Genomic DNA, 13552 nt, shown 5'->3' on the forward strand with positions numbered 1-13552 from the left:
TGCCGCCCGCCTCGCGCGGCGGGCGGCGCGGCGCACCGACGATCGAGCCGCATACTACCCATCGACGGCCATATCGTGGGTCGCCGTCCCGGGCCGGCGCCCGGACCCGGTCGACGATGGCCGGGGCGATCGGCCCGCCGGCCGAGTGTTCAGTTCGCCGGCCGGGTGTCCAGTTCGCCGGCCCGGTGATCAGGTCGTCGGTCGGTAGTGGCCGGTGAGGCGGCCCAGTTTCAGCGCCAGGTGCAGGCAGAGCCGCTCGGTGCCGTCCTTGAGATCGGTCTCGGCGAGCTGCTCCACCCGGTGCAGTCGGTAGTAGAGCGTGGTGCGGTGCAGCCGGAGCTGCTCGGCGGTGGCGTGCGCGTTCCCGGCCAGGTCGAGATAGACCTCCAGCGTCTCCAGCAACACCTGGTGGGAGTCGTCGCGCAGCAGCCGTTCCAGCCCCGGATGCACGCCCGCGACGTCGAGGTGCCGACCGTCCATCCGGGACAGCATCCGGTAGATGCCGAGATTGGACCAGGCGACGACCGGCCCGAGCGCGGAGAGTTGCCCGCCGACCCGGGCCGACTGGCGTGCCTCGTCGTAGGCGTGCACGACGTCGGCGAGCCGGGGGCGGGGCTCGCCGGTCCCGACCACCACCCGGGCCACCGGGGGCAGGTTCCGGGTCGCCCTGTGCAGCCCTTCGCTCAGGTGCCGGGCGATCGCCTCGGTGGACGGCCGGCCGCCGCCCCGGCCGCCGCAGATCAGCAGTACGCCCTGGTCGTGCCGGACCAGGTGCAGCGCCTCGCGCACCCCGACCCACCTGCGGGTGGCCACCAGCACCTGTTCCAGGGCGATCCGGGCCACCTCGTCCAGCACCTGCCCCCGGGCCGGGACGAGCTGCGCCACCACCGCGTTGGCCGGCCCGTCGGCGGCGACCACACCCTCGGCGAGCAGCGAGCGGACCGCCTCGGTGCGGATCTCCGGACTGTCGACCAGCAGCGTCCGGGCCGCCTCGGCCTCACGTTGCGACGCCAGTTCGCCGAGCAGGTTCTCCCGGTAGAGGGCGAGGGAGAGCTCCGACATCGCCCGGGTGACGGCCTGGATGTCGGCGTCCGTCATGCCGCCGTCGGCGTCGATGAACCAGACGAAGCCGAGCAGCACGTCGTGGTGGCAGATCGGCACGCAGAGCCGGGGCAGCAGGTCCAGCTCGGGGCAGGCCGGGGTGCGCAGGGGCGTGCGGGCCTGCATGATGCCGACGCCCTGAAACCAGGAGATGACCTCGGGGGTGGTGTGCCGGCGCAGGATGGAGGTCCGGCGCACGTCGTCGATCACTCCGGTGTGCTCGCTGTACACCACCACCCGCTGCCGGCGGTCTTCGATCAGCGCGGGCCGGCCGACCCGGGCAGCCACCGCGTCGACGATGCGTTGCAGCTCGGCGTGCATGCCTCCCCCGGGTCCTCCGCGTGGCCGGCCGGCGGCCAGGCTCCGACCGCCCCGCGGCACGGAGCCGTCGGCATCGCTGCCGCCGGTCCTTACCCTCTGACGGCACCGGCCGGTACGCAAGAGGCCCGGCCCGTGCGGCGCGAGTCCCCGACAGAAGTCCTGATCAGCCCGGCGGGCTTCCTGCACTTGTCCGAAGACCCGCAAACGCCGGCCTTCGTACCGTGCTTGCGACCTGTCCCGGTCGGGCCGGCGGTGAGGAGACGGGACCGGCAGGGCGGACGGGCCGGCGGAGAGGACGGCATGACGGGCAGCTTCGACGTGGTGGTGGTCGGCGCCGGCATCGTCGGTGCGGCCTGCGCCTACGCCTGTGCGCGGCGGGGGTTGGCCGTGGCCGTGCGGGAACGGGCCGGCCTGCTCGGCGGAGCCACCGGTTCCGGCGAGGGGAACCTGCTGGTCTCGGACAAGCTGCCCGGCCCGGAGCTCGACCTGGCGCTGCTGAGCAACGAGCTCTGGCGGCGCTGGGCGGCCGAACTCGGCGACCGGTACGGCGACATCGAGCTGGAGGCCAAGGGCGGGCTGGTGGTCGCCGGCGTGGGGCGGACCGCCGATGCCGGAGCGGCGCGGGCGGGGCTCCGGGCCACCGCCGAGGCGCAGGCGGCGGCGGGCGTGCTGGTCGAGACGCTGGACCCGGCCGGGGTGCGCGAGCGCGAGCCGGCGATCGCCCCGGAGTTGGCCGGCGGTCTCTTCTATCCGCAGGACATGCAGCTCATGCCGGCGAAGGCCACGGTCGCGCTGCTGGCCGCCGCCCGGGAACACGGTGCCGAGGTCCGGCTGCGTACCGAGGTCACCGGCGTGCGCCGGGACGGGGCCGGCCGGGTGGTGGGGGTGCGGACCGACGCCGGTCCGGTGTCCGCCGCAGGCGTGGTGAACGCGGCCGGGGCCTGGGCCGGCCGGCTCGCCGGGCTGGCCGGCGCGGCTGTGCCGGTCGCGCCGCGCCGGGGCTTCGTCCTGGTCACCGAGCCGGTCGTCCCGTCGCTGGTCCGGCACAAGGTCTACTCGGCGGACTACCTGGCGAACGTCGCCAGCGGGGACGCCGGGTTGCAGACCTCGACGGTCGTCGAGGGGACCCCGGCCGGCACCATCCTGATCGGTGCCACCCGGGAACTGGTCGACTTCGACCGGCGGTACCACGCCGAGGCGGTACGCCGGCTGGCGCACGGTGCCGTACGCCTCTTTCCGGCGCTGACGGCGGTCCGGGCGATGCGGGTCTACCACGGCTTCCGGCCGTTCTCCCCGGACCACCTGCCGGTGATCGGCGCCGACCCGCGCGCGCCGGGCCTGGTGCACGCGCACGGGCACGAGGGGGCCGGCATCGGCCTGGCGGCGGCCACCGGGCACCTGGTCGCCCAGGTCGTGCTGGGCGAGACGCCCGACCTGCCACTGGGTCCGTTCGACCCGGCACGGTTCCGCTCCACGATGGAGGACGACCGTGCCGTCGCCTGAGGCCGGTGCCGGGCATGCGTCGCCTGAGGCCGGTGCCGGGCATGCGCTGCCTGAGGCCGGTGCCGGGCACGCGTCGCCTGAGGCCGGTGCCGGGCATGCGCTGCCTGAGGCCGGTGCCGGGCATGCGTCGCCTGAGGCCGGTGCCGGGCATGCGTCGCCTGAGGCCGGTGCCGGGCACGCGTCGCCTGAGGCCGGTGCCGGGCACGCGCCGCCTGAGGCCGACGTCGGGCACGCGTCGTCCACCTCCGGTGCCGGCCGGGAGGGCGTCAGCGGACCGGCCACCTTCTCCCTGACGGTGGACGGTGAACCCGTCTCCGCGCGCGCCGGTCAGACGCTGGCGGCGGCACTGCTGGCCAGCGGTTGCCGGACGCTGCGGCGGACCAGGTTCGCCGGTCGGCCGCGCGGCGTCTTCTGCGGCATCGGCGTCTGCTTCGACTGCGTCGTCGTGTGCAACGGCGTACCGGGCGTGCGGGCCTGCCTGCGCCCGGCCGAGCCCGGTGACGTCGTCGACACCGGCCGGCATCCGGCAACGGTGGCGGGGGCCGGCCGGCGCCCCACAGGTGTGACCGGGACCGACGAGGGGTCCGCGGCCCGAGAGGAGGGCTCGGCCGGGCGGCCAACCCGGGAGCGCAGCGGCGCCGTGGCCGGGAGCCGGGCCGTTGTTGACGGCCGCGCCGTCGCTGGAATCCGGGCCGTTGTCGACGGCCGGGCCGTCGCCGGGAGCCGCGCCGCAGCCGGCGGAAGCGTGCGCCTGGCCGTCGTGGGTGCCGGTCCTGCCGGGCTCGCCGCCGCGGTAGCGGCGGCGGAGGCCGGCGCCGAGGTCGTCGTCGTCGACCTCGGCCGGCGGCCCGGCGGCCAGTACCTCCGCCAGTCCACCGTGGCCGCTGCCCGGCCGCTCCCTGTCGTCGGTGGTCGCGGCGGTCGCGCCACGGACCATGGCCGGCCGGCGACTTCCGCCGACCGGATCGACCTGCTGCGCAGGGCGACCCGGAACCCCCGGATCACCATCCACCCCGGCCAGCAGGTCTGGTCGGCCGAAGCGACCGGGGCCGGCGCGGCCGGCGAGGTCATCCTGCGGCTGCTCGGCCCGGCCGGCCCGACCACCCTGGCGGCGCCCGCCGTGGTGCTGGCCCCCGGCGGGTACGACCGGGTCGTGCCCTTCCCCGGCTGGGACCTGCCCGGAGTGGTCACCGCCGGGGGCGCGCAGGCGCTCGCCAAGGGGCAGGGCGTGCTGGTGGGCCGGCGCGTGCTGGTGGCCGGCACCGGCCCGTTCCTGCTCGTCGTCGCGGCCGGACTGGCGGCGGCCGGTGCCCGGGTCGCCGGGGTCGTCGAGGCGGCTCCGCTGCGGCGCTGGGTCCGGCATCCGGTGGCGGTCGCCGCGGCGCCGGGCAGGCTCGCCGAGGCGGCCCGGCTTCTCGTCGCGCTGCGCCGGCACCGGGTGCCGCTCTGGCGCGGCCAGGCGGTCACCGAGGTACGCCAGGACGGTGCGGATCTCGCCGCCACCGTGCGCCGGGTCGACGCAGGCTGGCGGGCCGGCCCGGTGACCCGCAGCGTCACCGTGGACGCGGTCTGTGTCGGGCACGGCTTCACCCCGTCGGTCGAGCTGGCTGTCGCGCTCGGCTGTGCCACCCGTACCGACCCGGCCGACGGGAGCCTGGTGGTCACCGTGGACGAGCTGGGCCGCAGCGGCGTACCGGGGGTGCTGGTGGCCGGGGAGGCGACCGGGGTGGGCGGTGCGGCGCTGGCCGCCGCCGAGGGGCACCTGGCCGGGCTCGCCGCCGCGCACCGGCTGGGGCTGCTCACCGACACCGAGCTGACCCGGGCCGCCGCGCCGGTGCTGCGCCGGGCCGCCCGGCAGCGCCGGTTCGCCGCCGCGACGCACCGGGTGCACCGGGTGCCGGACCGGGAGCCGGAGGGCTGGCCGGGATGGCTGCGCCCGGAGACCGTGCTCTGCCGCTGCGAGGAGGTCACCGCCGGCCGGCTCCGGGCCGACGTGACCGCGTACGGCCTCGACGACATCCGGGCGCTGAAACTCGTCACCCGGGTCGGGATGGGGCTCTGCCAGGGCCGCATCTGCGGCCGGGCCGCCGCGGTGCTGCTCGGCGCCGCCTGCGGCCGGGACCAGCCGCTCGAGGACTTCGCCACGCGTCAGATCGCGCTGCCGGTGCCGCTGGGCGCCGTCGCCGAGGAAGGACCACCACTGTGACAGCTCGCAAGCCCTGGCAGGGCGTCGTGGTCGCCATCCCCACGCCCTTCCGTGACGACCTCTCCGTCGACCTGGACCGGCTCCAGGAGCACGTCCGGTGGCTGGCCGACGAGGGCTGCCACGGGGTCACCCCGTGCGGCTCGCTGGGGGAGTACCAGACCCTCTCCGACGCCGAGCGGGTCGACGTGGTGCGGGCCACCGTGCAGGCGGCCCCGCCCGGCTTCTCGGTGGTCCCGGGGGTCGGCGGGTACGGCAGCCGGCAGTCCCGGCACTGGGCCGAGCAGGCGCGGGCCGCCGGTGCGGACGCCGTACTCGCCCTGCCGCCGAACGCCTACCGGGCCCGTGACGTCGACGTGCTGGCCCACTACCGGGAGGTGGCCTCGGTCGGGCTGCCGGTGGTGGCGTACAACAATCCCTTCGACACCCGGGTGGACCTCACCCCGGAGCTGCTGGCGGCGGTGGCCGAGACCGACGGTGTGGTGGCGGTGAAGGAGTTCAGCGGGGACGTCCGCCGGCTGCACCGGATCCGCGACCTCGTGCCGCACCTCGACGTCCTGGCCGGCGCCGACGACGTACTCCTGGAGTTGGTGATCTGCGGGGCCACCGGCTGGATCGCCGGCTTCCCGAACGCGCTGCCCCGGCTCTCCGTACGCCTCTACGAGCTCTGCCGGGCCGGCGACCTGGCGGCGGCGCTGCCGCTCTACACCGAGCTGCACCCGATCTTCGGCTGGGACTCCGGGCCGGAGTTCGTCCAGGCCATCAAGCTCGCCATGGAGCTGGCCGGCCGGTACGGCGGCCCGTGCCGCCCGCCGCGCGGCGCACTGGCGGAGCCGGCCCGGATGCGGGTGACCCGGGAGATGGAGCGGGCGCTGAAGGCCGACGTCGATGCGTAGCCGGCTGGTGCTGCACGCCGTCGACTCGCACACCGAGGGGATGCCGACCCGGGTGGTCACCGGCGGCGTCGGGGTGCTGCCCGGCGAGACGATGCTGGAGCGTCGCCGGCTCTTCGCGCGCGACCGCGACGGCCTGCGCCGGCTGCTGATGTGCGAGCCGCGCGGCCACGGGGCGATGTCGGGGGCGATCCTGCAGCCGCCGACCCGGCCGGACGCCGACGTCGGGGTGCTCTTCATCGAGGTCTCCGGCTGCCTGCCGATGTGTGGCCACGGGACGATCGGGGTGGCCACGGTGCTGGTCGAGACCGGGATGGTGCCGGTCGTCGAGCCGGTCACCACCATCCGGCTGGACACCCCGGCCGGGCTGGTGAGTGTGGACGTGGCGGTCCGGGACGGCCGGGCGGCCGGGGTGACGCTGCGGAACGTACCGTCGTTCCTGCTCGCCGCCGACCGCAAGCTGGAGGTGGGCGGGGAGGTCGGCACGATCCGCTACGACATGGCGTTCGGCGGCAACTTCTACGCCATCGTGGACGCCGCCGAGCTGGGGCTGCCGGTCGAGCCGGCGGCGGTGCCCGAGCTGATCCGGCGCGGGTTGCGGATCATGGACGCGGTCAACGCGCAGGCGCCGCCCCGGCATCCGACGATCCCCGGCATCGACGACTGCCGGCACGTGCAGGTGGTGCAGGCCGGTGCCGGCGGCGCCGACGCCCGCAACGCGGTGGTGATCCATCCCGGCTGGGTGGACCGGTCGCCCTGCGGCACCGGTACGTCGGCCCGGATGGCGCAGCGGCACGCGCGTGGCCTGCTCGGGCTCGACACGCCGTTCGTCAACGAGTCGGTGATCGGGACGAGGTTCACCGGCCGGCTGGTCGGGACCACTCTGGTCGGTGACCTGCCGGCGGTGCTGCCGACGGTGACCGGCCGGGCGTGGATCACCGGCACCGCGCAGTATCTGCTCGACCCGGAGGACCCGTTTCCCGAGGGCTTCCACATCTGACCCTCCGGCATGATCATGGATGCTCACGCCGGAGGTGTTAGGAAGGGCCCCCGCTACAACAGAAAGCGATAAGAAGGGGCCCTTCCTTACGCTCCGATCGGAACGAGAGGTGACTGGATGCAGCTACTCTCCACCAGGCGCGTGGCGTGGCGGTCGGCGTTGGCCGCCGGCCTCGTGGCCACGCTTGTCGCCGGCGCTGCCGGCGGGACGACGCCGGCCGCCGCGGCGCCCGGGAACCCGGCCGGTGGCACCGGCCCGTTCGACGTGCTCGACCCGCAGGCCTGGGAGAACCCGGACGGGATGACCTGGGACGACTACGTCACACCGCCGAACACCAACTGGGCCGACCCGGCGGTTGCCGGATCGGTCCGCAACTTCGACATCGCCCTGGTCACCCTCGACTATCCGGACCAGCCGTTCGTGGTCACCCAGCGGCCCCGCTCGACGGTCTTCGGCAACCCCCAGTCGACGGCCGCGAACATCCCCCGGGACCAGGTCGCCGGCTTCTACACCGACTTCCTCAACACCCCCAACGAGCTCAACCGGGGGCACACCCTGCACGAGTACTGGATGCAGGACTCGGGCGGACGGTACGGGGTGGACCTGACCGGCTTCGGCCCGTACGAGATGCCGAACAAGTCCTACCAGTACGGCATCGACAACGGCTTCAACCCGGGTGCCTGCCCCAGTGGCGAGCAGTGTGCCCGCAACATCCGCACCGACGGGCTGGGCGCCTGGCGGGCGGCGGTCGGCGACGAGGTGGCCGACTCGTACGAGCTGGTCTTCATCCTCTCCGCCGGCCAGGACGAGTCCTCCACCTGGCAGGAGTTCGGCCAGATGATGTTCCAGACCAGGGAGGACGTGCCGGACGCCTGGGGCCCGCCGGACCCGAACCTGCCGAACCACGCCCGTACCCGGTATGTCGAGTGGACCTCCTGGAAGGCGGCGTCGACGATCTGGCCGAACGCCGGTGGCGGCTCCTCGACCCAGGCGGAGAGCTCCGGCATGGGCGTGTACGCGCACGAGCTGAGCCACCTGCTCAGCATCGGCGACAACTACAACAACCCGTACGGCGTGCCGCTGCGCCGGTCGTACACCGGCATCTGGGGCATGATGTCGCGCGGCTCGTTCAACGGGCCGGGCGGGCCGCACACCCGCTGGCAGATCCCGCCGGTCAACGGCGGCTCGATGGGCTCGCTGCACAGCGTCCGGGACAAGATAAAGATCGGTCTGCTCGGCGAGGAGCACCTGCTGCGGCTGAACCGGGAGGCGCTGGCCACCTCCGGCATGGTGGTCGCGACGGTGACCGCCCGGGCGGTGGACGCCGGTCCGAAGGGCCTCACCGGGCTCAACATCGCGATGAACCGGGACCGCTCGCCGGCCTGTAACACCAGCACCGAGCCGCTCTGCGACGGCGGCAACTTCAACAACTACACGGTCGAGGTCGTGGACCGGATGGGTGCGGACTCGTTCACCCCGGACAGCGGCGTGCTGCTGTCGAAGACGAAGAACGCCGACAGCGCGCCCTTCGTCTGGGTGATCGACGCCAACCCGCAGGACATCGACATGGTCGACTTCTACCAGCCGAACGGCACCCCGCAGAAGATCACCATGGGTGACTACCGGCAGCTCTCCGACGCGCTCTTCCACGCCGGCACCCGGTCGGGCAGCGAGTACGAGTACGTCGACGAGGCCAACCGGCTGCACTTCTACGTCCTCGACCTGAAGCGGGACGGTGACGGGGTGCTGTCGTACACGGTGGCGGTGCGGTCCCTGGACGGGGCCGGGCCGAGCAGTCACGGCGTGGCGATGTCCAAGGGTGAGGTGACCACCGCGGGCCGGTCGACCAAGCGGGGCGTGACCTGCTCGTTCACCCTGACCAACACCGGGGCGTACTCGGCCGGCGGTCAGGCGCACCCGGAGAACGCGACGCCGTACCTCAAGTCGGACGTGTACGGGCTCTCCGCCTCGGTGGGCGGCAAGGGCTGGCGGGTGGAGCTGCCGAACGCGCTGGCCACGGCCGGCTTCGGCAGGTCCAGCACGGTCCGGGTCTCGGTCGGGGCGACCCCGTCGGCGACCCAGACCGGCATCGTCAAGCTCACCGCGACGTCGGAGAGCGACCCCACGAAGACCGTGACGAAGCAGTGCCGCGTCGAGAAGTCCTGACGCGGCCGGTGGCGAACCCGGGGCACGGCGTGCCGCACGCCGTGCCCCGGGCGCTGCCCCTGGCACTGTCGCTGCTGCTGCTCGGCGCGCCCGCCGGGTGTGGCGGTGACGAGGAGCCGCGCTCCGCGATGACGGTGCGGGTGCTGGTCCGGGACATCAACATCCGGCCCGAGGGCGTCGAGTGCGCCGGCACCGGGCCCTACACCTACTTCCACAACCGGTCGGCCTACCGCGTGGTCGACGGCGACGGCGAGGTCCTGGCCGAGGGTGCCCTGCCGCCCGGCAGGTCGGTCCGCGCCTTCGAGGAGGACCTGGAAGTGCCGCGCATCCCGACGTACTGCGAGTTCACCGTCCCGGTCACCGTGGCCGAGCGGGCCGCGTACCGGCTGATCGTGGACGACCGCCGGCCGATCGCGCTGACCCGCAACGACACCGAGGGACCGGCGCTGGTCGCGGTGGTGCCGTCGTGACCGGCCCGACCGCCCACGCCGGGCGTCTCCGGATCGTCGGGCTCGCGGTCGCCGTCGCGGTCGCCGTCGGGCTGGCCGGGTTGGGCACCGGCGCCTGCACCGGAGACGACGGCGGCGGGGAGGGCGGGCCGACCCCGGCGCCGGCCGGTGGCGCGGCCGTCCTGCCGGGGCCGGTGCCGGACGACCTCGCGCTCCGGCCCGCGCCGACCGACTCCCCGGTCGCGCCGAAGGTCACCGGCACGCTCACCGACGGCAGCCCGCTCGCCCTGGCCGACCTCTGGGCCGACCGGCCGGTGGTGCTGACCTTCTTCAGCTCCTGGTGCGATCTCTGCGGCGACCGGCAGGGTGGCTTCAGCGAGCTGGCCGCACGCTACCGCGACCGGGTGGTCTTCGTCGGGGTGGCCGGCGAGGACGACGGGGAGGGCGTCCAGGCGTACCTGCGGCAGCACCGGGTGGAGTATCCGGTGCTGGTGGACGCCGACGGGAGCATCGCCCGGTCGTACGCGGTCCGGGAGCCGCCGGCCGTCATCCTGGTCGCCAGGGGTGGTGCGCTGCTGCGGGGCTGGCCCGGCGGGCTCGACAGCAACGCCGTCGACGACGAGCTGCGCACCCTCGTGCTCGCCCCGTGACCCCGTCCGGGCCAGCCCGGCAACTCCCGTGGCGGGTCCTCAGTCGGATCTCGTAGCGGGGTCCTCAGTCGGACGAGGGCGGGCCGAGCAGCCGGATCTCCTCGATGTCCATCGCGGCCTGGAGTTCCTGCAGGACGATGTCGTCGATCTCGTTGCTGTTGCGCAGCCTGATGATCTCGCGGCGCTTGTGTTCGAGGATACGCAGCCGCAGCCGGCGCTCGGCCTCCCGGTCCTGCTGGGCGGTACGGTCGTCGTCCTCGGCCCGGATCGCGTCGAGGTGGTCCTGGTAGTCGGCGCGGACCCGTTCGGCGATCTCGTCCGGGGCGCGCAGCTCCCGGGCCGACTCCGGCAGCCTCGCCAGCCCGACCTCGGTGGCGCGCAGCCGCGCCGTCCGCACCTCGTCGAGCCGCTGCTCGTCACCGACCAGCCCGGCCCAGCGGACCACCAGCGGCAGGGTGGTGCCCTGGATCAACATGATCAGCAGGATCACCGTCGCCGTGCAGAAGATGATCAGGTCGCGTTCGTGTACCGGCTGGCCGGCGGAGGTGGTCAGCGGTACCGCGAGCGCCGCCGCCAGCGACACCGCGCCCCGGAAACCGGCCCAGCCGGCGGCCGTACGGATCCGCCACCCCACCCGCAGCTCCCGTTGCGACCTGCGGCGGTCCACCAGTCGCAGGAAACCCGTCGAGACGTGCAGCCAGGCCATCCGGGTCACCACCACCACGACGGTCACCAGCACCGCGACCGTCACCGCGCGCCCCAGCGAAATGCTCGTCACACCACGCACCGCGCGCGGGATCTGCATGCCGAGCAGCACGAAGAGCGCGCCGTTGACCAGGAAGGTGGTCAGATTCCAGAAGGAGAGCGCCAGCACCCGCGCACGGGCACCGATCACCCTGGGGCTGGCGTACGCGATCATCAGCCCGGCCACCACCACGGCCAGTACGCCGCTGGCGCCGATCTCGTCGGCGAGCAGGAACGCGCTGAACGGGGTGAGGACGCTGAGCGCACCCTCCCGGAGCGGGTCGTCGAGGCGACGGCGGATCAGGATCACCGCGCCGCCGACGAGCAGGCCGGCGGCGACTCCTCCGAGGAGCGAGATGGCGAACCGCTCGGCGAGCTGCGCCGGTCCGGGCACGGTGTGCCGGACGATCAGGTCCAGCGCGACCGCGAAGAGGACCAGCGCCGTACCGTCGTTGATCAGGCTCTCCGCCCGGATGACGGTGAGGAACCGCCGGGGCGCCCGCTTGGCCAGCCCGGCGACGGCCGCCGCGTCGGTCGGGGCGAGGACCGCCCCGAGCACCCAGGCCACGGCCGGATCGAGCCCGAGCGCCTGCGCGGTCAGCGACACCGTTGCCATGGTCGCCGCGACCAGCACCACGGCGAGCAGCGAGATGGCGAGAAGGTTGCTGCGGATCTCCCGCAGGCTGATGGTGAGGCTCTCCCGGTAGAGGATCGCCGGCAGGAAGAGCAGCAGCACCACGTCCGGCTTGAGTACGACGTGCGAGAGCGGCGGCGCGAGCGCCAGCAGCGCGCCCGCGCCGATCAGCAGGACGGGCGGCGCCACCCGGTACCGCCCGCCGAGCGTGGTGCCGACCAGCACGGTGGCGCCGAGCACCACCATCAGCACCAGCGCTTCCACGTCACCCCCTGAAGGAAGGGCCCCTTCTTATCGCTTTCTGTTGTAGCGGGGGCCCTTCCTAACACCCATCGTCCTGGCCAGCGGCGACGGCGGGTGGCGGAACGGATCTATTGGGCGCGGATCGGTCGGGTGCGGGGGCGTGCGGGAGTCAGCGCTTCCACTGGGCCGAGCCGGCGTCCCACTCCGTGTAGGTGTAGGGGTTGTCCAACACCTTCGTCTCTGGGATGTCCGGGTTCATGCCCTTGTCGAAGGCGTCCCGGCCCATCGAGTCGAGCAGGTGTTCGACGGTCCGCTCCACCTCGCGCCGGGCCCCGTCCAGGTCGACGCCGACCAGCCTGTGCTCGTGCTTGACCAGCCTGCCGTTGACCAGGACGCTGTGCACGTCGCCGCGCTGCGCCTGGAACGCCACGTGCCCGTACGGGTGCAGGATCGGGAACATCACCGGCGAGGCGTCGTTCTTGATCAGGACGACGTCCGCCTTCCTGCCCGGGGTCAGGCTCCCCACCACGTCGTCCAGGCCGAGGGCGCGGCTGCCGCCCCGGGTGGCCCACTCGACCACCTGCTCGGCCCGCAGGTGGCAGTGCGTGATGGTCTCCTGCCGGCCGTGCGCCTCCAGGTGTTCGCGGGAACGGTCCGCGCCGAGCGTGCTGCGCATCGCGCTGAACAGGTCGCCGCTCCACCAGACACTGGTGTCCATGGAGAGCGAGACCGGGATGCCGTGGTGCCGGAGCTGCCAGGTGGGCGGGTACCCCTGGCCGGCGCTCTGCTCGCTCTCCGTGGAGACCGAGACCGAGCCGCCGGTGGCGGCGATCCGGTTGTACGAGTCCCGGGTCAGCGTGGCCGCGTGCACGTAGACGGTGCCCGGGGTCATGAAGCCGTTCTCGTGCATCAGCCGGATGCCGTCGTCGTTGGTGGCGCCCCAGACCCCGGCGTGGGTGGTGACCGGCACGCCCAGCTCGCGCGCCACCTCGAAGGCGGCCCGTTCCGGGAAGGCGGGGTCGCCGGTGACGTCGAAGGCCATCTGGAAGCCGAGCATGTCGCCCCGGCCGGCGAGCCGCCGCTGCACGAAGTCGCGGAAGTCGGGGCTGGTCGCCCACTCCCACGGGCCCTGCTGGATGTTGCCGTAGGCGAGGACGAAGCGGCCGGGGACCGCCTCCAGGGCGTCGACGGCGGCGTCGGCGTGCTGCGGGGTCTGCAGCCCGTGCGACCAGTCGACGGTGGTGGTGACCCCGGCGTCGATCGCCTCGATGGCGGCGAGCAGGTTGCCGGCGTAGATGTCCTCGGGCCGGAAGAGCTTCCCGGACTCGAGGTAGTACCAGACGAAGTACTGGGTCAGGGTCCAGTCGGCGCCGTAGCCGCGCATGGCGGTCTGCCACATGTGCCGGTGGGTGTCGATCATGCCTGGCATGACGATGCCGTCGCTGGCGTCGATCTCCAGGGCCCCGTCCGGGGCGGTCAGCCCGACGCCCACCTCCGCGATACGGTCCCCGACGACGAGTACGTCGCCGCCGGTCAGCACGGTGTGCGCGTCGTCCATGGTGAGCACCAGACCGTTGCGCAGCAGCACCGGACGGTCGGTTTCGTTCGTAGCCATCGTCAACTCCTATCGGCGGAGTGATCTACG

At 73.9% G+C, this 13552-nt stretch carries 10 protein-coding genes; 7 read left to right on the top strand and 3 right to left on the bottom strand.

Features of this window, described 5'->3' with window-relative positions; genetic code table 11:
• Positions 1–189 precede the first annotated feature (189 nt).
• Positions 190–1422, bottom strand: a complete 1233-nt coding sequence (locus ACN27G_RS09550) for a PucR family transcriptional regulator (RefSeq protein WP_421492415.1) — start codon at positions 1420–1422, stop codon at positions 190–192.
• A 300-nt stretch (positions 1423–1722) separates the two neighbouring features.
• Here ACN27G_RS09550 and ACN27G_RS09555 point away from each other — a divergent pair, with 300 nt between their 5' ends.
• From ACN27G_RS09555 to ACN27G_RS09585, 7 genes are all read left to right on the top strand, one after another.
• Positions 1723–2925: an NAD(P)/FAD-dependent oxidoreductase gene (locus ACN27G_RS09555; RefSeq protein WP_421492416.1), complete on the top strand. Its 1203-nt coding sequence runs from the start codon at positions 1723–1725 to the stop codon at positions 2923–2925.
• 295 nt (positions 2926–3220) lie between these two features.
• A complete protein-coding gene (locus ACN27G_RS09560; protein WP_421492417.1) occupies positions 3221–5131 on the top strand; it encodes a 2Fe-2S iron-sulfur cluster-binding protein in 1911 nt (636 codons plus the stop codon).
• Positions 5128–6024 carry a dihydrodipicolinate synthase family protein gene (locus ACN27G_RS09565; protein ID WP_421492418.1) on the top strand — a complete coding sequence of 299 codons (897 nt, stop codon included), beginning with the start codon at positions 5128–5130 and terminating at the stop codon, positions 6022–6024. The genes ACN27G_RS09560 and ACN27G_RS09565 overlap by 4 nt, the downstream gene beginning before the upstream one ends.
• A complete protein-coding gene (locus ACN27G_RS09570) occupies positions 6017–7021 on the top strand; it encodes a proline racemase family protein (RefSeq protein ID WP_421492419.1) in 1005 nt (334 codons plus the stop codon). Before ACN27G_RS09565 ends, ACN27G_RS09570 begins: the two co-directional genes overlap by 8 nt.
• Positions 7022–7138: 117 nt before the next feature.
• Positions 7139–9187 carry a M6 family metalloprotease domain-containing protein gene (locus ACN27G_RS09575; RefSeq protein WP_421492420.1) on the top strand — a complete coding sequence of 683 codons (2049 nt, stop codon included), beginning with the start codon at positions 7139–7141 and terminating at the stop codon, positions 9185–9187.
• The gene (locus tag ACN27G_RS09580; protein WP_421492421.1) at positions 9166–9657 is read left to right on the top strand and encodes a hypothetical protein; all 492 of its coding nucleotides are present in this window, start codon (positions 9166–9168) and stop codon (positions 9655–9657) included. Before ACN27G_RS09575 ends, ACN27G_RS09580 begins: the two co-directional genes overlap by 22 nt.
• The gene (locus ACN27G_RS09585) at positions 9654–10286 is read left to right on the top strand and encodes a TlpA family protein disulfide reductase (RefSeq protein ID WP_421492422.1); all 633 of its coding nucleotides are present in this window, start codon (positions 9654–9656) and stop codon (positions 10284–10286) included. Before ACN27G_RS09580 ends, ACN27G_RS09585 begins: the two co-directional genes overlap by 4 nt.
• Before the next feature lie 64 nt (positions 10287–10350).
• Here ACN27G_RS09585 and ACN27G_RS09590 read toward each other — a convergent pair whose 3' ends face one another.
• Together ACN27G_RS09590 and ACN27G_RS09595 are read right to left on the bottom strand one after the other, a co-directional pair.
• Positions 10351–11928: a Na+/H+ antiporter gene (locus ACN27G_RS09590; RefSeq protein ID WP_421492423.1), complete on the bottom strand. Its 1578-nt coding sequence runs from the start codon at positions 11926–11928 to the stop codon at positions 10351–10353.
• Positions 11929–12076: 148 nt separating this feature from the next.
• Entirely contained in the window at positions 12077–13522 is a 1446-nt protein-coding gene (locus ACN27G_RS09595) for an amidohydrolase family protein (protein WP_421492424.1), read from the bottom strand.
• Positions 13523–13552: the final 30 nt, after the last annotated feature.

The sequence above is a fragment of the Plantactinospora sp. WMMB334 genome (assembly GCF_049179095.1).
GTDB lineage: Bacteria > Actinomycetota > Actinomycetes > Mycobacteriales > Micromonosporaceae > Plantactinospora.

Coding starts and splice junctions, on each gene's coding strand:
- ACN27G_RS09550 (WP_421492415.1), bottom strand. CDS start 1,422: ATGCACGCCGAGCTGCAACGCATCGTCGACGCGGTGGCTGCCCGGGTC.
- ACN27G_RS09555 (WP_421492416.1), top strand. CDS start 1,723: ATGACGGGCAGCTTCGACGTGGTGGTGGTCGGCGCCGGCATCGTCGGT.
- ACN27G_RS09570 (WP_421492419.1), top strand. CDS start 6,017: ATGCGTAGCCGGCTGGTGCTGCACGCCGTCGACTCGCACACCGAGGGG.
- ACN27G_RS09575 (WP_421492420.1), top strand. CDS start 7,139: ATGCAGCTACTCTCCACCAGGCGCGTGGCGTGGCGGTCGGCGTTGGCC.
- ACN27G_RS09595 (WP_421492424.1), bottom strand. CDS start 13,522: ATGGCTACGAACGAAACCGACCGTCCGGTGCTGCTGCGCAACGGTCTG.